Origin of the sequence: uncultured Corynebacterium sp., from assembly GCF_947253065.1 — a bacterium.
Classification (GTDB): domain Bacteria; phylum Actinomycetota; class Actinomycetes; order Mycobacteriales; family Mycobacteriaceae; genus Corynebacterium.
Window position 1 is genome coordinate 1 of sequence record NZ_CAMXWS010000037.1, and the last position, 18,482, is coordinate 18,482.

The following is an 18,482-nucleotide window of genomic DNA, read 5'->3' on the forward strand; positions in this document are numbered from 1 at the left end:
AGAAACGAGTTCTTGATCAGCCACGATCCGTTCCGCAGTGCGGGCAAGAGCCGGAATGGCGTCACCACCGATCAGGTCGGCCAAAGCGGGAATGACGGAGTGGCGGACGGCGACGCGACGGTAGGCAGGATCGTCATTCATCGGGTCGTGCCAGACATCGAGGCCGAGCTCCTCGCAGGCGCCGACGGTGTCGGCGCGGCGGACACCCAAAAAAGGCCTGACCAGACGTGGGCCGGCATCGAGAACCGAGACCGGTGCCATTCCGGCGGGGTTGCCGCGCAGGGCACCGAGCAGGAGGGTTTCCGCCTGGTCCTCGAGCGTGTGTGCAACCCAGATATCGCGGCCCGCGCGGGCGGCGGCGCCTGAAAGCGCCGCGTAGCGAGCAGTCCGCGCCGCAGCTTCAAGGCTCTCCCCCGGCGCGGTATCCACGGTCACGCGGACTACCTCAGCAGAAATGCCGAGTGCTTCAGCCTGGGCCACGGCACGCTTGGCCACATTCTCCGACCCCGGCTGCAAGGCGTGATCAACCACTAGGGCGCGAACGTTTTTGCCCTCTGCGGCAGCTGCAGCGACCAGGGCCAGGGAGTCTGGCCCGCCGGAGAGCCCGATGAGGGCGGGGGTGGACAGGGGGCGGAGGGGGCGTCGACAAGCGAGAAAATGCGGCGACTGGCGCGGCCAGAAAGGTGCTTGCGACATCGGCTTTTAATACTCGCACAGCGTGGAAGTGAACTCGTCCATGAGCTTGCGCGCGGTGAGAATATCGCTGTCATTGCTGATCATGGCGAATGTGTACACGTTGCCCACCTCGGACGTCACCGTGCCGACGAGTGCGGAGGTACCCGTGAGCGTGCCCGTCTTCGCGCGCACCCACGCCTTGCCCGGAAGGTCGCCATAGCGATCGACGAGCGTGCCATCGCCACCCGCGATCGCGAGCGTGGGCAGCAAATCGCGCAGCTCGTCGGTGGAGGTGGCGCGCAACATAATGTCGTCGAGCAGCCGCGGCGGAATCAGATCAAACCGCGACAACCCGCTGCTGTCCTTCAACGTCACGCCCGTGATCTCGAAGCCATGCTCCGTGAGCACATCCAGTGTGGCCTGCGGGGATGTGCCGCCGCGTTTGCGTGCGACCTCACGGCCGATCGCCTCAGCCATGACATTGTCCGATTCCTTCATCATCTCGCGCATGCGCTCGGCAAGCGGCGGCGACTCCACCTTGGCCGCGATTTCGCCGTCGGCTGGCGCGCGACCAAAATCGACATTTTGCGCACCCACGCGATCCGCAAGCGCCTGCGCCACATCAAGCGCCGGGGTATGCGAGCGCGGCACATCACCCCGCGGTTCCCCGCCCAGGCGAGCGCCATGAATCATGACCGGCTCCATCGGTGCGACGAAGCCACCATCAATATCCTCTGGGTCCCAGCCTGGCATCTGCGTGTCCTCTGGCCACACCGACGTATCCACAAACACCGCGGAAGCCTGGCCAACCTGCTCGGCAAGCTCGTCGATATCTTCCGGCGAAAGCCACACATCACCTGCGGCCTTGATGGTCACCGCATCGCCTGAGCGCACAACCTCCGTTGTGATCGTCGCATCCGGCTCAAGCGTGTACAACGCCGCCGCGGCGGTGAGCACCTTCGTTGAACTTGCCGGCTGCAGCGGATCACCCGCCGCCTGCTCAAACACCGTCGCACCCGTCGTGCCGTTACTCACGCGCACGTGCAGCTTCCCGAACTCCGGATTCGCCGCCTGTGCCGCCAAAGCTTCGTGCAGCTTCGCCTCATCAATCGGCTCCGCCGACGCCGGCTCCACCGGCAACTCCCCCGGTTCCGCCATCGAATACGCCGGCGCATGGTTCAGATCGCCCAGCTCCTGCTGTACCACCACGCCAGTACCCGCTACACCTGCGACAGCCAGCACTGCCACAGCGCCCACGGCCCACGGCCACACTCGTTTAGTCATCGCAGTCAAGCGTAGTGCAGGGGGCAGCGCGCTTGGAATGGGACCGCACTAGATATAAGAGACACACAAGATCAACCGCAAGGCCAGAACAAAACCATTTCAACATTGAGAATGAGTAGTGGTGGCGTATAGTTATAACCATCAAGCCGCAAGGCAAATGAGCTCCGGCCCCACGTTCGTGGGGGCCGTCTCTTATTTCAGCGGGCATTCCCCTAGCGCACGTGGAATCCATTTCTCTTCACGAATCCACCTACCCATCTCCGGATTAATTTTCCCTGCTATTTCGACGCAGCTCTGATGAGTCAACTCGACCTCCTTAAGCTCCTTCACCAAAGGCCGACGATGACTAGCGCGATTGCGCATGTCCTTTGCCCGCATAGCGTGCTTTTGAAAACTGATCCGATTCGGCCTATACAAACTAGGCGCTAGTGCTTCTTCCCAAAGCTGCACTCGTATGTTCTTAGGGCCCGCGTGCCCTTTCGGAAGTAGATGAACCCAGTTCCCGAAAGTCAGCCCAGCTACATAATCATCATGGGTCGGGACCCCATTAACTGTTTCTAAGTTTGCATACTCCCGCAGTGGTTTCTTTCCTGAAGATTTGGGACTAACCAGATTTGCAAGAATTCCTTCTGGCGCCAGTAACCATTCCCTTTTCCCTTCCTTAGATGCGCGACAGTTCCATTCTCCAAATCGTTGATCAATAAAATTCCTCAAAAGAACTTCAATTTCACCGGTTGTTCGCTCCACTACAGCGGAGAGGTATCCATTCCACACATATAGTCGTGCAGCCATAACACCTAACGGAACAGCTCTAGTGCCATGTTCTTCCGCTATCCGGAGATACGTCCGCTTCCGTGCATCAGGAAGCGAAGTCAAAATTATCTCCGCCTCCCGTTCCGTAACCGGAACATTGAAAACCTCCATGTGCCCGACTCCCCCCCCCCGCATATTTCTGTCTCATTCAGCTTCTTGCACTCAGCATCTTATGAAGGCATCCGAACCATGCCCGCCGGGACAATCGGAGGAGCTTCCTCCATCTCTTCAACGCTCGACCGCTCTCAGCCTTCGGTTAGTCGCGTTTGAAACTGCTATCTAAAACCACAGGTGAAATGTTGCCTGTGTTGCCAGTGGGATCCGGAATTCAAACGGGACTAACCCGCCGCAACGGCAGAACCAAAAACACTGCGAAACCACAACCCCACTACCCCGCACACCCCGGCCAGGCTGCAAGCTACGATGGTCCCAGTAACAAAATCGCTATAGATAAGGAGCGCCCAATGGCTACTGAAGTCACCATCGAAATCCCCAAGGGTTCCCGCAACAAGTACGAGCTTGACCACGAGACCGGCAAGGTCTACCTGGACCGTTACCTGTTCACCCCGATGGCATACCCGCTCGACTACGGCTTCATCGACCACACCCTCGCCGACGATGGTGACCCGTTGGACGCACTCGTGATCACCCCGGAGCCGGTCTTCCCGGGCGTCATCGTCAAGGCTCGTCCGATCGGCGTATTCAAGATGACCGATGAGGCTGGCGGCGACGACAAGCTGCTCTGCGTCCTCGACGACGTGCGCTACGACTCCTACCAGGACATCACCGATGTCTCCGACTTTCTCAAGGACGAGATCGAGCACTTCTTCGTCCATTACAAGGACCTCGAGCCGAACAAAGAAGTTTCCGGTTCTGGCTGGGGCGACAAGGCTGAGGCCGAGAAGATCCTCGAGGACTCCCTGAAGAACTACAAGGGCTAAGCACTTTTCGCTTAGACAGCGTGCCCCTCCTGCACCTCCACTGTGCGCGAGGGGCGCGTTGTTTTTATATGAAATACCCTCAGCCCAACGTCCTTACTCCGTGTCCGAAGTAAGAGAAGCAGCGGTTTCCGCTTCTTTTCGCCTCTTTTTCTGGCGCCACAGCCACCAGATCAGGAAGAGAATCACCAGCACCGCGACAGCGAGGATTGCCCACATCCACCACTGGATCGGCGGCCCGGCGTCATCAAATGCGGAGTCGTCGGGGTCCATCGGCACCCGATGAGCATGTACAAGCAGACGGTGAGTGTTAATACCGTACGGCGTGCAGGTGATCAGCGTCAGCAGGTCTTTGCCCTCCTGCACTTTGAGGCTGTCCGTCTCCTCCGGCAAAACCACTTCGATGTCGTGGACTTCGTATTTGAGCTTCTCCCCAAAGACAGCGAGGTAGATCGCATCACCCTCTTTGACTTCGGTGAGGTTATCGAAGAGCGTCGCGTTAGTGAGACCGGTGTGTCCCGTCATCACCGCATGGGTGTCCGGCCCACCAACCGGTAGCGAGGTTCCGAAGAGATGGCCGACGGCTTTGCTCAACGTCTCATCGCTGGTGCCGTGCATGACAGGCAGGTTAACCTTGATCGACGGAATGACAATTTGAGCCATGGCCGGCAGACCTGACAACTGCTCCAGATATGCCTGATACTCTTCATTCCCCTCGGCGTCGCGTGAGGACCACGCATCCAGAATCGGCCCTCCCCGGCCTTCCCGGTTGTACTCTCGCGCAGCCTCGAGAGCTTTCGCCATGGAGTCCGGATCTTTTTCCGCGGTGTCCTCCATGATCTCCCGGTAGTCCTCAGCCACCTTTGTCTGCTGATAGTTATTCCACTGCGTGGCCACCACCGGGTACAGCAGAACCGCGAGCCCAATCAAGATCAGCAGGACTGGGAGGAAAGGGCTGCGACGCTTCTTCTGCTCGCTTTGGGATTCAACTTGAGTGTTTAGCATTTTAGTTTCAGCATATGAGCATTCGTGGGGCCGGTTCTACCGAAACGTTTCAACCAATGCGCGTTCCTTTACATCTCTCCTCCGTGCCGGTCTCGAAAATCAAATCAGCACGGAGGTTCGCTTTAGTTCACGCTCCTCCGGTAAAGCATTCCGACCCCGATGAGCAGCAGCAATCCAGCGAATCCTGCAGGAAGTCCCAGACCATAGCCGCCGGTTCGTGGCAACGTTCCCGGAGTGGTGATGTCAGGATAGTTCACGAAGGGGGCCAACGGTTTCACACCAACCGCTGCATTTGCGGCGGTTAGTTCAAGAGTGGCTTTGTAGCGCTCTTGGTTGATCCCATACCCTTCAGGCGCCTGAACCTCTTCTAACTCATACGTACCTAACGGAAGGTTGTCGACGGTGAAGTAACCACCACGACTATCCGAGTCGGTTTTTTCCTGCAGCCCAGTATTGTTCTCACCGCAGTTTTGCTCGGCAGAATCGATGACAGCCCATTCCTCTGCCTCAACAATGGCACCTTGAGCATTCTTCGTCCTCGTCAGTTTCCACTGGGAGCACGCAAGAACATTGCTTTCGTTGTCGTGTTTCTCCCAAGAAATGGAAGACATTAATTCGGGTTTGTTAGTGAACATGCACTCAATGTTCTTCGCTACCGTGCCTGACGTTGAGATCTCCCATACACGACCAGATCCAGAGTGACGCCCTTCAGGAACTGGTTGCGCATCAACACCGGTGCAGGCCAGTGTGGTTTCGTAATCGTTCAAATTCCCACCGCTGACGGCATTCTCTCGAAGCAGATAACGGGTATTCGGTTCGAGTTTGTATGGACCAGCTGATTGTGACTGAACACCATTTTGGTTTCCCGCTGTCACTGCTTCGCCCATCGGCACCTCGGAATACACAGACCCCTGGTTACCAATCACCTTCGCAATTTCGAGTCGGAATTGGTCACCTTCGTTTTTCCTTCCCTCCGGGAGATTCTTCTTCAACGTGATCTCAGGGATGATGCGGTTGACCATCGTGACCACTACTTTGTCCCCGGGCTTGAGATTCGAGAAGCTCTGTTCAGCAGACTGTAGAGTTCCCCGTCGCTTGATAGCGCCACTGCGGGAATCTTGAACTTCATACGTGGACTGACCTGCCACGAATTCGAACCCAGATTTACTATTGACATCTTCTCGAATGACAGCAGATGTGTTGATTTTAGACGGATCCGCGTACTGAGTGAGTGTCCACCGCAAGCGGGCAGGTTCACCGTAGGTTTTTCCAGACGTACTTGCCTTTTCAGATGTGATTATCTGGTTATCATCACCCGACAAGTAACCGAACGGAGCCACCTCAACCGTGTCTTTCTGCGTATCTCCGCCAGCAAAATCATCCTGTGGGTTAATCAGATCAGAAATTTCAAGATTCATTTTCCAATCCGCAGCATCAGATTGGTCGCCTACCTTATTTCCGTCACCATCAACGATGACTTTGTTGACCTCGAATTCAATCTGGCAAGTAACCTCACTTGCCGCAGCACGCAACGTCGCGGCAAGACGGTCCCAGTCGGTACCGAAGTAGTCAACGCCGTACTCAGGGCCAGAAACCGCTTTCAGCTGACCCGAGCCGTTCCAGTGTGCAGCGTTTTCGGCGGAAGCCACACCGATACTCACGATGCGCATGTCCTTCGCCTTCAGCTCGTTCGCAGCATAGATACCCGCCTCAACGCCCCTGACGGAGCCATCAATGTTTACCGAATCGAGGGTCGTCCCACCGTTGTACCAGTGGTTTGCGTCGCCGTCGGTCACGAAGATGATTTGATCGTATTGCTGACCAGAATTGATGACGTTTTCAAAACCAGCTTGCCAGTTAGTGGTCGCACCGATGTCCGACAGTGCTCGTCGAGCATTATCTTTTGCTTGAGCCAGGTTTGTGTCAACCGAGACCGGGTTAGCAAACGTCAAGTTCTTCTTTGCATGCTGAGCGAATGGGAAAAACGCCACGCTTGCACCAGTTCCGACAAGGCTATCGAGAAGCCCGCCCGAGCCATACACCGCATCGCGGTATCGCTTGGTTCCGCCCGCATCATCAATGGAAGTAGTGGTGTCAAGTACAAGGGCAATGCGAGGGCCACCGTCAGGCTGACACTTTCGTGCTTTTTCTGCTGGCGGGTTATTCAGCGACTGCACGCTGGAACCAAAAGAACGAATCTCCTTCCAGGTGGAAATTTGTTCTGACCAAAGTGGGAACATCTTGCCCCAATATGGGTCCGTTGATCCTGTTCGAGCATTGGCCAGGTTCACAAATCCAGGCAGGTACGCGTTCGTACGTTTGTTATAGTTGCCGAACTTACCCCAGTTGATCTGGTCAATGTGGAAGGTGCCAGGATACTCATTTTCTTGAACTACAAAGGCGTACTTCCCTTTAAAAGTATTGGGTACGTAGATGGCACACTGCCCCTCCGGTCCTGTCACACACGTCGCCCAATCCTGGTTGACCGGCTGCAGAGGACCTTTATCCGAAGCGGTGAAGAGAGTTCCGCTTTCGTCGGCCGTCCACAAGCGGAACCTAATTCCAGAAGAGTAACGGGTCGTGTCATTGCGAAACGCCGCGGCACTGACCAGGATGCCAACTTCGTTGGGGCCAGCCGGGCGGACATTGGTCGGGATCTCACCTGTTCCTGCAAAAGGATCTGAAGGCGTCGAAGGCTCGGTGGTAGGAGTAGAGTTTCCGCTGGTCGGCTGCGTACCCGTTGTCGTCGCGGTAGGCGAAGCTGGGGTCGACGGCTGGGTCGAGGTGGTCGTAGGCTTCGAAGTTGGATTAGGCGTCGTAGGAGCTGAGACACAAGGGTCGTTGACACTGCCCTTGTACGTCATTGTGTAGTTAGCCTTGTTACCTGGTTGACCGAACAGGGTGACGTGCGCGACACCATCGCTGTTCGCTCCTACCTTGACCGGTTGGTCGAATTTAAAGGTCACTGTGCCGGCGCTTCCCGCCGAGTAGGTAACGGTGACACCACTTCCGTTGGTGAACGTTTGACCACCGACCGTGATCCCCCACTTACCATCCGACTCATTGCCGAGTTTGACCTTGGATGTCACCGAGACTTCGCTGACATACGCGGCGGAAGGGAAGCTCAAACCAATGTCGTGGCGAGGGATTGTTCCGCTGCCGTAAGCGTAGGTCACCTGCCCCGAGAATTGCTGCGGGTTCTGGATGGTGCACGCCTGTGCCTCCGCCTTCGGCGCGGTGCCGGCCGAAAAAGCGAGGCCGGCGACAAGCGCAATGGCGGCGCACAGCGCGAGGAGGACTGCGGCAACATAGGAGAAACCGGCACGCGGGGAAACGGCACCGGACTGAGCAGCACCAGCGGCCTGTGTGGGGCGGCGATCTGTGTTGTTCAACATGATTGTGACCTTCGGATTCGTTTCTCGGTTATGCGGTTTCTTCGTCTTTACGGTTGCGGACCAGCAGGAAACCACCAGCAATCAATGCAGTGGCGACGGCCAGCGCCCAGATGACGTTGGCACCCGTGGAGGCAAGAGGACCGTTTGATCCGCCATCCGGGGTCGAAGCTGGCGGCTCGCCGGGCTTATCGCCAGGCGGAACCGGCGTCTTCTCTGTTGGTGGAACAGACTCGGGCGGCGTTTCTGGAGGCTCGCCCGGTGTGTCTGGCGTGGTAGGGGGTGTCGGCGGAGTCGGGGTCGTGGGTGGCGTTGGCTGGTCCACGCGTGACTTCACCACGGTGACCGTGTCGCCGTTGCGGGTCTGGCAATCCGCGTCGATGGTCGGCAGGAGTACCAGGAACGGGTCCGAGGTGCGATAGTTGTGCGACGTGTCGGCGGGGGCGATTTCCTCGACGAGGTACATGGCGGGCTTGAGACCGGTGAACGTCGTCACGCCTTCAGCGTTGGTGCGCTGGGCCGCGACGTAGTCGATGCCGTTCTTACGCGCTTGCTCGAGGGTGAGCTTCTGCGCTGCAGCGAGGCCCGCATCGCTGGTCAGGTCAAGCCCGCGGACGGTGTAGAGCTTGAACTCGATGCCCTCGATCGATCCGAGCGGGAGCTCCCCCTCTTTGAGGTCGTTGAAGTTGTTGCCCTGCGTCTTCTTCACCGTCAGGTTGAGCGGCTCACCGCTGTCCTGCATGAGCGACGTCGACGTGATGGTGCGGCACGCACCCACAACGGGACGCGAATCGGCACTAGCCGCTGGTGCCATGAGCATAGGCCCAGCGGTAAGACCGAGCACAGCTGCACCGGCCAGCGTCGCGTTTAGGATCCGTGAGGTCATTTCGCTTTCTCCAGAGCTTTTTGCTGGCGTGCCCGGCGGAAAAGCCACCAAGCCAGCAGGATGAGAATGATCAGAACAGCAAGGAGGATGGCCCACATCCACCACTGCATCTGAGTCGCGCTTTCTTCAAACGCCTTGTCGTCGGGGTCCATCGGGACCCGGTGTGCGTGCACCAAGAGGCGGTGCGAGTTGATTCCGTACGGGGTACAGGTGATCAACGTGAGCAGGTCTTTACCCTGCTGAGTTTTGAGGCTGTCAGTCTCGTCGGGCAGAACCACGGCGGTGCTGTGCACCTCGTACTTGAGCTTCTCGCCGGCAACCTGGACGTAAATTGCGTCGCCTTCTTTTACCTCGTCGAGGTGGTCGAAAAGCGTCGCGCTCGTCAGTCCTGTGTGTCCAGTCAGCACAGCATGCGTGCCTTCGCCGCCGACAGGTAGGTCGGTGCCGAAGAGGTGTCCGACGCCTTTGTGCAGAACCTCGTCGGAGGTGCCGTGGTACACGGGAAGGTCGATCTTGCCCGAAGGCACGATCAGGCGTGCCATCACCGGGTAGTCGTCGAGTTCCTGCGCGTACCGCTGGTATTCAGGATTGTCGGTGCCGATACGCGTCAGCCACGGGTCCAGAATCGGGCCCTTTGTGTGGGTCTGGTTGTACACCAGCGCGGATTCGAACTGCTTGCGCAGCAGATCTTCCGGCTCACTCTGTTGAAGTTGCGCGTAGTCGTTGGCGACCGACTGCTGGCGCACGTTATTCCACTGCGTTGCCACGACCGGGTACAGGAGAACAAGAACACCAACAAGAATGATGACAACGGGCAGCAGCACGGACTTCTTCTTGGCGTCATTCGCCTTGTCCGGCATCGCCGTATCGACTGCCTGAGTCATTGCCACCACCCGTCATCTTTTTGAAACTTGGGGGAGATACCGCCGTATTAGGCGGCGTTTGCAGCGAGAGGTCTCCCCGATCCTTCTCGCCGCATGTGGCCCGGTTGCCCAGGCCGCGAGGCGTCGACGCGCGCTGCGCAACAACAGCTTTTATTCGCTTATCGACGCCCCACCCGCACCCTTCGGTGCTCCCCGACCCCGACCGAGGACCTAGTCACCTAGGTCACCGATCGACGAGTCGTTGCGTGGGGTTGTGTACCGCTTAGGCGCTACGACGCTTTGCAGCGAATGCACCAGCAGCGATGATCAGGCCACCGAGCAGAGCCAGCAGGCCAATACCCATGCCACCGGTAAGCGGCAGCTTCGGAGTGGTGTCCTTAAGGTTGACAACCTCGCCACCGTTTTCGCCGACCTTGATCTCGGAAGCAGTGACGGTGTCGTTTTCGGTGCTTGCAGTCAGCGTGAACTCGAGCGGCTCAGCGAGCAGCTCGAAGCCCTTCGGGGACTTGGTCTCGAAGAGGCAGTACTTGGTGTACTTGTTCGGCGTGGTGTTGCCATTGCTGTCCATGTTCGCGATGTTGTTCGCGTGCAGGCCCTCGATGGTCACCTTGCCGTCGGCGCCGGAAACCCAGGTCTCCTTGCCGTTTGCCTTCTGGCGTGCATCCTCATTCGCGTCGGCGTTGGAGCAGGTGTCTTCGTTAGTGCCGTAGACCTGGAACTCCGCACCCTCGAGGGCCTTACGGTCACCGTCGACCTTCTTGAACTCGATCTTGCCGAAGTAGGTCTTGACCTCTGGAGTGTCGGTCGGAACTTCATCGGTCTTCTGGTTCGAGTTCGGGTTGTTCTGGATCTGGCGCGCCTTGTTCTTGAGAGCGCCGTCGGTGAGAATGTCTTCCTTGACCTTCGCCTCGATCGTCGCAGAGATCTGCTGGCCATTTTCGATCTTGGCAACACCGGCGTCCGTGAACTCGACAACGATGTTCTGGCCGTTCTTAGTCACGTTGTAGTCGGTACCTTCAACGAAGGAATTCGGGGTGACCTGCACGGTTGCGTTCTCGGCGTCGAGAGCCGGGTCGAGAGTATCCTCGATGCGGTAGATGGTGCGGAACTGCCCGTCACGAACCGTCTGTGCCCACGTATCGATCGTGTACTTGACGGTATCGCCGACGTTCTTGCCGGAGTCTTCGACCTTCTTTTCTGGGGTCTTCTTCGAGGTATTCTTCGGGTACGCGGTGATGTCGTAGAGCCACTGGGTACCGCCCGCTTCAGCATTGGCACGGGTCATCGGAACGAAGACCAGAGAGTCAGCAGCCGGGGAGTACCCCTCGGGAGTAGTGGTCTCGCGGAGGATGTAGACACCGACCGGGAGATTCTCCCAGTTCGCCTTACCCTCTGCATCAGTGATCTGCTCAGCACCGACAGCCTCGCCCTGCTGTGCAGTTGCGACGGTGAGGTTAGAAGCAGCAGCGATGCCTTCGTTAGTGCTCAGGTCAGCATTGGTCACCTTGTACAGGGTGAAGCCAGCACCAGGGAGCGCATCTCCCGGAACCGGATTAACAGCCTCACCAGTCGGATCCTGAGTTGCATCCGGGTTGGCACGCTTGTAGATGGTCAGCGTACCGGTAGCGGAAGTATCGATGGTGGAGTCAGAAACGCGGACGCCGTCGACCTCACGAACCTCACCGACCTGTGCGTAAGCCGGAACAAGCGGAGCGATCCCCAAGGACAGAGCAGCGGCAGCGGCGATCGACACGGAGCGCACTGCAATAGAGTGATTCTTCACGTGGAAACCCTTCATATTAGGCCAGGCAAATTATTGCCTAGTTTTGGGATAGAAAATGTAACCGCGAACCGTCCCCAGCTCCAACCGCTAGTCACGGTACTCGGCATAAACCAGGAAAACCTGGCCACCGCCCAGTTGCTCAAGGAAACTCAACCAAAAAGCTCTTGGCGGATAGCTTGATTATAAGGTCACAGCAAGCTGTATGAATAGTGAAGACTCAATAACTGTTCCCCCAAATCCCCCAACACACAGCCCCTTATGGATACAAAACGACACCCCGGCTGGAAAAAAGCGACCGCCACCTCCATACATAAGATTGCACTAAGATTAGTCTGATAGTTATTTCCTTATATGTGATATTTATCACCAGGCCGAGAAGTCTCTCCACTCTGACGATTTCTTGAATCTTGACGTAACAATCGTCTTAAACATGACGATTTTCCGTGACCTTCACAGACTTTCGTTCCACCAGTTTCTTGCGGAGAAAAAGAATCCGGCCACTTCTTCATGCGCAACAACCTCAACAAACCCCAGTCAGCTCAGCGACATGCTGTCCCCAAGGACCCCTGGAGAACTAGAAAGGCTAAGCACCTTTCCCTTATCAGTAACAAAAAGCACCGTCCCCCCAACCGCTTTTCGCGGCCAAAGGGACGGTGCTTTTGTTGTTTACCGGCTAGCTCTCGTCGAGCATGTCCCGGACCATCGGCACGACCTTGGTCCCGTACAGCTCAACTGAGCGCATGCGGTCGGCGTGGGGGATCTGGCCGACGGTGGAGTACACCATGTCGTATCGGCCGAGGTCGAGGGCGCGAACAGTGTTGGCGATCTTCTTCGCTACGGTTTCGGGCGAGCCGACGGTGAGTGCGCCGTGGTTGATTTCTGCTTCGAATCGTTCGCGGGTAAGTGGTGGCCAGCCACGGGTGATGCCGATGCGGTGCTGGGAGGCGGCGTATTCCTCGAAGATGATTTCCTTGGCTTCCTCATCGGTGTCGGCGACGAAGCCTGGCGAGTGCACGCCCACTGGGTAGGTAGGGTTGCCAAATTGCTCGGCGGCCTGCTTGTACAGGTCAATGTAGGGCTTGAACCGTACGGGGGCGCCACCGATGATCGCCAACATGAGACGGAAGCCGTAGCGGGCAGTGCGCACCACAGACTCCGGCGAGCCACCAACACCCACCCAGGTGGTCAGGCCGTTTTCGGTCTTGGGGTAGATATCGGCGTTCTCAAGTGCGGGGCGAGTCTGGCCAGACCAGGTGACGGGTTCTTCTTTGACGATCTCCGCCCAGAGGTTCAGCTTCTCCTCAAACAGACGGTTGTAATCCTCCAGATTGTAGCCAAAAAGTGGGAAGGATTCAGTGAAGGAACCGCGGCCAAGAATCACCTCGGCACGACCATTCGACAGCGCATCGAGGGTGGCGAACTGCTGAAAGACGCGGACGGGATCGCCAGAGGATAGGACCGTCACGCCTGAAGCCAGTTTGAGGCGCTCAGTCGCTGCAGCGATTGCAGCCAGCATGGTCGGTGGGGAGGAAATGGCATAGTCCGGGCGGTGGTGCTCGCCGACGGTGAAGGTGTCTACACCGGTGGCGTCGGCAAGCTTGGCTTCTTCGAGTGTCGCGCGGATAGCGTGAGCGTGTGTGAATAGCGTGCCGTCTGCTTCGCGGGGGATGTCGCCGAATGTGTCGAGGCCGAACTCGATGTCTGCGGGGTTGAGCGTGGTCATGCCGGTTCCTTTTCGTTGATCAGTGTTTCTAAAGTGTGCACGTCGACATTCGCGCCGAATGCGGGGTACCCAGGCTGAAGGGCGAATCCGGCAGCGAGAGAATCCAGCGGCAGGGGCTCAAATCCGAAGTCACGCACGAGTGCGCCCACCTGCGCTACGTCATCGGCATTGTCCCCAGCGACAGCGAAAGCATTCCCGGCCGAAACCCCGAGCCCCCTACTCCGGCTGATCCACAACCCCCTGTAGCTGCCACCCGATGACGGCATTACGCACGGCATCTTCAAAGGGGTTGGCCGGCTGGATACAGGAGATGGTTAGCAGGCGACCGGGCATGGGCACATTGCCCCAGATCTCAGCGGACTGGGACAGCCCCTCCTTCTCCGGTTCATGCAGGTCGGTGGCCTGGTATTTCAACCAACGATCGCCAGATTCCGCCGTTTTCAGGTACATGGTGTCGCCGGTTTTGACGGTGTGGCGTTGGTTTTTGACGTCGTAAAGCTTGTCAAAGACGGCGGGCACACCTGCGGCCGCGTGTCCGGCGATGACCACGATGTCCTCACTCGTGGTGCCAGGTAGGACGTACGGCTTGTCCTTCGCGGTAAATGCGCAGGCCTCGCCGAGAGCGTCCGGGTCGATCGCGCCATCCTTGAAGCGGCAGTCACCATCTTCGAATTTCGCGGTCAGATCGAGGCCCGGGATACGCATTTCCACTGGCCGCGACGGCGCGATGTCCCCCTCGCCGACATCCAGTGGTTGCTCAATCGCCTGGTTCGCCTGCTCTTTCCACGCCTTCATTTCGCGGTCGTGCTCACTGGGCACGCAGGCGCGAATGAACCCCACGACAAGCACGATCATCAGCAGCACGGCCACTGTGCGGCGCATTTTGTACACCCACGGCGGCTGCGGCTTGAAGCGACGCGGCGGGGATGCGGGACGGGACGGCGCGGGGCGCGAGGAAGCACGGCGCGGCACCGCGGGGGTGGTGCGCGGTACGTACCCGCGTGCGTTCTCGCCAGCCATAGCAAAAACAATAGTTCATCTAGACTGGCGCCATGCAGTCAGTACACGTCAATGAAGTACCCGAAAATGCCCAGCTTATCGACGTCCGCGAGCCCGACGAATTCGCCGACGTCCACGCTGCAGGTGCGGTGAACCTGCCCCTGTCCAATTTCGCAGCCCTGGCCGACAAGATCGACTATGACCAGCCAATTTACGTGATCTGCAAGGCCGGCGGACGTTCCGCCGAGGCCGCGCAGTACCTCGAGGCTGTTCGCGGCACCGAAGCGATCAATGTGCTTGGTGGCACCCAAGATTGGGTCAAGGCAGGACTCCCTACCGAGTCTTAAAATTCTCGCCTCCCCTATTCTGGGCAGGCAAAGATCCAGGTGAGCAACGTTTCTTAGCCACCAACGATGGGGCATGCCCACGGCTGTTACATTGTGTGCATGGCAGAATCTTTAGACCACCCAATCGCGCTCACCCAATCCCCCTCATTTCAGATCGAGCGCATTCGTCGCGCCACTAAAGATGAGGTGGAAAAGGCACTCGCCGAGCACGGCACCACCATGCGCGAATTCTGGGTGCTCACCTGCACCCTTGAACACGCCGCGAGCCAGACTCAGCTCTCCGAACTGCTGGCCACCGACGCTTCCGACATGGTCCGCCTCATCGATTCCCTCGAAGCCCACGGGTGGGTCACCCGCGAACGCGATCCACGCGATCGCCGCCGCCAAATCATCAGCCCCACCAAGAAGGGCACGAAAATGCAGGCCCAGCTTGCCGACGTCGTCGCCCAGGCCGAAGACCGCGCCCTCGATGCCACCACCACGAAGCAACTGAAGCACCTGCGCAAGCTGTCTCAGGCTGTGATGGCCCCGGCAGAGGATGAGACCGGCACCGACACCAGCACTGAGGCTAAATCGGATGCCCCTACCGAAGCTGCCGAAAAGGCCGATTCCAAGTCCGGGGCAAAATCCGGCTCCAAATCGAAATCGAAATCCAAGTAGGTAGGCGTTTCTCTTCAGACACAGAAAATCCCACTGACAAGCACGATGCTGTCAGTGGGATCTTTCAGTTGGGGCTAGTTCTTAGACCAGCTGACGACGCCCGTAAGCGAAGATGGCCGCACCCATGATGGAAGCGAGCAGCAGACCGATCAGGCCCTTAGCCAGAACATTGTTACCGGTCTCAGCATTGACACCACGATCAGCAGCATCAGCACCGTCGACCTGAACAACCTCTTCGCCCATCTTCTCAGCGGACGCGGTCTGACGCTTGATCTCATCAGCATTCTCAGAGATCAGCTTGTCGGAAGCAGCCTTGTCAGCAGCGGTCGGCTCCTGACCAGCCTTGTCTTCCGGGACGTAGACCAGGTTGCCCTGCTTGTCCTTGACCAGCTTGTACACGATGCCACCGATGATCAGGGTGCCTGCCAGTGCACCAGCGACAATGCCAGCGATCTGACCGTTGGTCAGGCTGGAACCGGTCTCCGGGTCCTTGTCCGGGTTCGGCTTCGGGTTCTCGCCGTCCGGGTTCGGGGCCAGGTTTTCACCCTTGCCCTCGTCTTCGCCAGCCAGAGCCTCGAGGCCCAGGGTGGAAGCATCGAGCTTCTGATCAGCCGGGATCTCATCAACCGGGGTGTTCCACTTGCTGGAGTCGGTGACGTAAAGCTGCTTATTCTCGTGCAGGTAGAAGGTCTTGCCGTCGATCTCGATGGTCGCCGGCAGCTCACCCAGAACCTGCGGCTGCTCGCCAGTCTCACCAGCCTTGACTGTCTCGACAGAGACAGCCTTGTCTTCGCCAAGCTGATTGGTCGAGGCGAACACCAGGGCCGGGTCGTTGACGTAAACCTTGCCACTGTTGTGCAGGTACCACTGCGAGCCGTTGTAGGTGACCTCTGCAGCCGGGGCACCAGTGTCCTGGGCATCAGCAGCCGGAGCAACACCCAGTGCCAGTGCACCAGACAGCGCGATGGCGATCGCGGTCTTGTTGAAGCGCTTCATAGATCAAACTCTCCTTGGGGAAGTTAGGAAAAGGAAGTGGATCCCAAAGCAAGGTGACAGACCAGCAGCCAAGCGGTAAGTCTCGACCCGTACTTCAGGGTTAGCACCACTCTAGGCCACAGTCACATTATTCACAACAACAACTCAGGCAACATCCGTGCCATTTAAATGTGGATCAAGCTGGGAAAATGCGTGTTCAACATCATGATGTTCGAATGGAGCTCGAAACGCACCAGTTCAACATCGGTAAAGCGGCACGCTTCTCGAACATGCCCTGTGAGCTGGAAAAACACTTAGCCCGTGTACAGCATTCAAAAAATGGCCGATTTTTTGCCCGCTTCAGTGAGCCCACCTACGGACATTCCGAGCGACTACTGAAAAAACGCCTTTTTTATCGACGCAATCGTCTCCGGCGATCCAGCCGCGCAGACCTTGGCCGCCTCAACCGCATCATCGAATGCGCCCTTGAGTGCGGCGAAACCACAGTCAACTGCCGTGGCCGAATTCATCGGCATGCCAGTCATCAGCATGGTGCGTGCACGAGCGCCCCCGACAAGCCTTGCCAATTCATGCGCCAACTCCGGCGGAACCGGAACACCCATCTTGGCCACCGGGATAGCAAACCGCGCCTGCGGCGCAATCACCCTGATGTCACACGCACCGGCCAGCATTGCCCCCGCACCGATAGCCGGACCATTCACATAGGCCACCACAGCCTTATCGGCGCCTCGGATCAGCTCCACTACCCGCTTCAGCGCGGGGTAAATCCCGGATGGATCACCGGCTGAAAGATCCGCACCGGCAGAAAACGCAGAGCCAGCACCAGTAAGGACAACTGTCGCGGCGCTAGACAGCTCTTGCTCGAGCTTCTCCCCCAGCTCGACCAGGAGTTCTTCACTGAGCGCATTGCGCTTTTCATCGCGATCAATGGTCAGCGCGGCGATGTTTTCTGCGGGGTGGGTGACGGTGATCAACACACCTCGACACTATTCCGGCCCCAGCGCGCGCACAACGGAAAACAGATGGCAATTTCATGGCAGTCGCGCAAACTAAAAAGCTAGACATAAAGAAAGCCGGGCCCATAAACAGGCCCGGCTAGCAAAACCCTAGTCGCCGATCTGATCGCGACCGCGCTTGACGATCAACGGATCCGGCTCCCCAACCACATCATGGTCCTTATTCGTGTATTCGAACTTGGACAGGATGTAGCGCATCGCATTGATGCGCGCACGCTTCTTGTCGTTGGACTTGATGGTGACCCACGGGGACTCATCCGTATCGGTGTAACGGAACTGCTCTTCCTTCGCACGGGTATAGTCATCCCACTTATCCAGGGAGGCAAGGTCCATCGGGGACAGCTTCCACTGACGCACCGGGTCAACCTGACGGATAGCAAAGCGCGTGCGCTGCTCCTTCCGCGTCACGGAGAACCAGAACTTGGTCAGGGAGATGCCCGAACCGAGGATCATGTTCTCAAGCATCGGCACCTCACGCAGGAACTCTGCGTGCTGCGATTCGGTACAGAAGCCCATCACGCGCTCAACACCCGAGCGGTTGTACCAAGAGCGGTCGAAGAAGACGATCTCGCCGCCGGCCGGGAAGTGCTCAATGTAGCGCTGGAAGTACCAAGAGGTGGACTCACGCGGGGACGGCTTCTCCAGCGCAACGGTGCGCGCGCCACGCGGGTTGAGGTGCTCGTTGAAGCGCTTGATCGTGCCGCCCTTACCAGCAGCGTCACGGCCTTCGAAGATGATGATGTGGCGTTGACCAGTATCCTTGGTCCAGTTCTGCCACTTCAGCAGCTCAATCTGCAGTGCACGCTTGACTTTCTCGTACTCATCGCGCGTCATGCGCTCGTCGTACGGGTAGTTCTCACGCCACGTCTGAATCGGGGTGCCATCTGCCTGCAGCAGCACCGGGTCATCTTCATCAGAGTCGTCGACGTAATAGCCTTCGGTCTGCGTCAGGTCGATCAAGGGCATGTCATCATCGTTCGCCATACCTCTATTTTAGCGGGGCACAGCCACCACCGCTCGAACCACGCTTATCGACGCCACACCTGCCCCACCCCCTTCCCCCGCCTACCCCACGATTGTG

The 18,482-nt window shown here is 58.2% G+C and carries 16 protein-coding genes and 1 pseudogene; 3 read left to right on the forward strand and 14 right to left on the reverse strand.

What is annotated here, in order from left to right; all coding sequences use genetic code 11:
- The 3 genes from tilS to Q0X21_RS08435 form a co-directional block, all read right to left on the reverse strand.
- On the reverse strand, window positions 1–696 hold a 696-nt coding region (gene tilS, locus Q0X21_RS08425), incomplete at its 3' end, for a tRNA lysidine(34) synthetase TilS (RefSeq protein WP_297851459.1).
- A gap of 6 nt (window positions 697–702) precedes the next feature.
- A complete protein-coding gene (gene dacB / locus Q0X21_RS08430; protein WP_297851460.1) occupies window positions 703–1,959 on the reverse strand; it encodes a D-alanyl-D-alanine carboxypeptidase/D-alanyl-D-alanine-endopeptidase in 1,257 nt (418 codons plus the stop codon).
- Between the two features lie 192 nt (window positions 1,960–2,151).
- The gene (locus Q0X21_RS08435; RefSeq protein ID WP_297851461.1) at window positions 2,152–2,883 is read right to left on the reverse strand and encodes a hypothetical protein; all 732 of its coding nucleotides are present in this window, start codon (window positions 2,881–2,883) and stop codon (window positions 2,152–2,154) included.
- Window positions 2,884–3,236: 353 nt separating this feature from the next.
- Between Q0X21_RS08435 and Q0X21_RS08440 the strand changes: the two genes are divergently transcribed.
- Window positions 3,237–3,713, forward strand: a complete 477-nt coding sequence (locus Q0X21_RS08440) for an inorganic diphosphatase (RefSeq protein WP_297851462.1) — start codon at window positions 3,237–3,239, stop codon at window positions 3,711–3,713.
- 93 nt (window positions 3,714–3,806) lie between these two features.
- Here Q0X21_RS08440 and Q0X21_RS08445 read toward each other — a convergent pair whose 3' ends face one another.
- The 8 genes from Q0X21_RS08445 to Q0X21_RS08480 form a co-directional block, all read right to left on the reverse strand.
- Window positions 3,807–4,715, reverse strand: coding sequence for a class C sortase (locus tag Q0X21_RS08445; RefSeq protein ID WP_297851463.1), 909 nt, complete (start codon window positions 4,713–4,715; stop codon window positions 3,807–3,809).
- 122 nt (window positions 4,716–4,837) lie between these two features.
- Complete coding sequence (locus Q0X21_RS08450) at window positions 4,838–8,110, reverse strand: SpaA isopeptide-forming pilin-related protein (protein WP_297851464.1); 3,273 nt, start codon at window positions 8,108–8,110, stop codon at window positions 4,838–4,840.
- Window positions 8,111–8,138: 28 nt separating this feature from the next.
- Window positions 8,139–8,993 carry a pilin N-terminal domain-containing protein gene (locus tag Q0X21_RS08455; protein ID WP_297851465.1) on the reverse strand — a complete coding sequence of 285 codons (855 nt, stop codon included), beginning with the start codon at window positions 8,991–8,993 and terminating at the stop codon, window positions 8,139–8,141.
- Window positions 8,990–9,877 carry a class C sortase gene (locus Q0X21_RS08460; protein WP_297851466.1) on the reverse strand — a complete coding sequence of 296 codons (888 nt, stop codon included), beginning with the start codon at window positions 9,875–9,877 and terminating at the stop codon, window positions 8,990–8,992. The genes Q0X21_RS08455 and Q0X21_RS08460 overlap by 4 nt, the downstream gene beginning before the upstream one ends.
- A 262-nt stretch (window positions 9,878–10,139) precedes the next feature.
- Window positions 10,140–11,660: a SpaH/EbpB family LPXTG-anchored major pilin gene (locus Q0X21_RS08465; protein ID WP_297851467.1), complete on the reverse strand. Its 1,521-nt coding sequence runs from the start codon at window positions 11,658–11,660 to the stop codon at window positions 10,140–10,142.
- A 673-nt stretch (window positions 11,661–12,333) separates the two neighbouring features.
- Window positions 12,334–13,383 carry an LLM class flavin-dependent oxidoreductase gene (locus tag Q0X21_RS08470; RefSeq protein WP_297851468.1) on the reverse strand — a complete coding sequence of 350 codons (1,050 nt, stop codon included), beginning with the start codon at window positions 13,381–13,383 and terminating at the stop codon, window positions 12,334–12,336.
- Window positions 13,380–13,649 (reverse strand): hypothetical protein, encoded by a 270-nt coding sequence (locus Q0X21_RS08475; protein ID WP_297851473.1) that lies wholly within the window; start codon window positions 13,647–13,649, stop codon window positions 13,380–13,382. The genes Q0X21_RS08470 and Q0X21_RS08475 overlap by 4 nt, the downstream gene beginning before the upstream one ends.
- Entirely contained in the window at window positions 13,600–14,403 is an 804-nt protein-coding gene (locus tag Q0X21_RS08480; protein WP_297851469.1) for a hypothetical protein, read from the reverse strand. Before Q0X21_RS08480 ends, Q0X21_RS08475 begins: the two co-directional genes overlap by 50 nt.
- Before the next feature lie 32 nt (window positions 14,404–14,435).
- On the opposite strand from Q0X21_RS08480, the gene Q0X21_RS08485 reads away from it, so the two are divergent.
- Both Q0X21_RS08485 and Q0X21_RS08490 read left to right on the forward strand, forming a co-directional pair.
- On the forward strand, window positions 14,436–14,729 hold the full coding sequence (locus tag Q0X21_RS08485; protein ID WP_269966307.1) for a rhodanese-like domain-containing protein: 294 nt from the start codon (window positions 14,436–14,438) through the stop codon (window positions 14,727–14,729).
- A gap of 99 nt (window positions 14,730–14,828) precedes the next feature.
- Window positions 14,829–15,257, forward strand: a pseudogene (locus Q0X21_RS08490) (MarR family winged helix-turn-helix transcriptional regulator); the annotation flags it as partial.
- A 213-nt stretch (window positions 15,258–15,470) separates the two neighbouring features.
- On the opposite strand, the gene Q0X21_RS08495 reads toward Q0X21_RS08490, so the two are convergent.
- The 3 genes from Q0X21_RS08495 to ppk2 form a co-directional block, all read right to left on the reverse strand.
- Window positions 15,471–16,385, reverse strand: coding sequence for a hypothetical protein (locus Q0X21_RS08495; protein WP_297851470.1), 915 nt, complete (start codon window positions 16,383–16,385; stop codon window positions 15,471–15,473).
- Between the two features lie 371 nt (window positions 16,386–16,756).
- Window positions 16,757–17,362 (reverse strand): enoyl-CoA hydratase-related protein, encoded by a 606-nt coding sequence (locus Q0X21_RS08500; protein ID WP_297851471.1) that lies wholly within the window; start codon window positions 17,360–17,362, stop codon window positions 16,757–16,759.
- A 129-nt stretch (window positions 17,363–17,491) separates the two neighbouring features.
- Window positions 17,492–18,385 carry a polyphosphate kinase 2 gene (ppk2, locus tag Q0X21_RS08505; protein WP_297851472.1) on the reverse strand — a complete coding sequence of 298 codons (894 nt, stop codon included), beginning with the start codon at window positions 18,383–18,385 and terminating at the stop codon, window positions 17,492–17,494.
- Between the last annotated feature and the right edge of the window lie 97 nt (window positions 18,386–18,482).

Excerpts from the sequence above, each read along its gene's own strand:
- Q0X21_RS08450 (WP_297851464.1), bottom strand. The coding sequence starts at position 8,110 with ATGTTGAACAACACAGATCGCCGCCCCACACAGGCCGCTGGTGCTGCT.
- Q0X21_RS08470 (WP_297851468.1), bottom strand. The coding sequence starts at position 13,383 with ATGACCACGCTCAACCCCGCAGACATCGAGTTCGGCCTCGACACATTC.
- Q0X21_RS08485 (WP_269966307.1), top strand. The coding sequence starts at position 14,436 with ATGCAGTCAGTACACGTCAATGAAGTACCCGAAAATGCCCAGCTTATC.
- Q0X21_RS08435 (WP_297851461.1), bottom strand. The coding sequence starts at position 2,883 with ATGGAGGTTTTCAATGTTCCGGTTACGGAACGGGAGGCGGAGATAATT.
- Q0X21_RS08445 (WP_297851463.1), bottom strand. The coding sequence starts at position 4,715 with ATGCTAAACACTCAAGTTGAATCCCAAAGCGAGCAGAAGAAGCGTCGC.
- Q0X21_RS08480 (WP_297851469.1), bottom strand. The coding sequence starts at position 14,403 with ATGGCTGGCGAGAACGCACGCGGGTACGTACCGCGCACCACCCCCGCG.
- Q0X21_RS08475 (WP_297851473.1), bottom strand. The coding sequence starts at position 13,649 with ATGCCGTCATCGGGTGGCAGCTACAGGGGGTTGTGGATCAGCCGGAGT.
- Q0X21_RS08495 (WP_297851470.1), bottom strand. The coding sequence starts at position 16,385 with ATGAAGCGCTTCAACAAGACCGCGATCGCCATCGCGCTGTCTGGTGCA.
- ppk2 (WP_297851472.1), bottom strand. The coding sequence starts at position 18,385 with ATGGCGAACGATGATGACATGCCCTTGATCGACCTGACGCAGACCGAA.
- Q0X21_RS08460 (WP_297851466.1), bottom strand. The coding sequence starts at position 9,877 with ATGACTCAGGCAGTCGATACGGCGATGCCGGACAAGGCGAATGACGCC.
- dacB (WP_297851460.1), bottom strand. The coding sequence starts at position 1,959 with ATGACTAAACGAGTGTGGCCGTGGGCCGTGGGCGCTGTGGCAGTGCTG.
- Q0X21_RS08440 (WP_297851462.1), top strand. The coding sequence starts at position 3,237 with ATGGCTACTGAAGTCACCATCGAAATCCCCAAGGGTTCCCGCAACAAG.
- Q0X21_RS08455 (WP_297851465.1), bottom strand. The coding sequence starts at position 8,993 with ATGACCTCACGGATCCTAAACGCGACGCTGGCCGGTGCAGCTGTGCTC.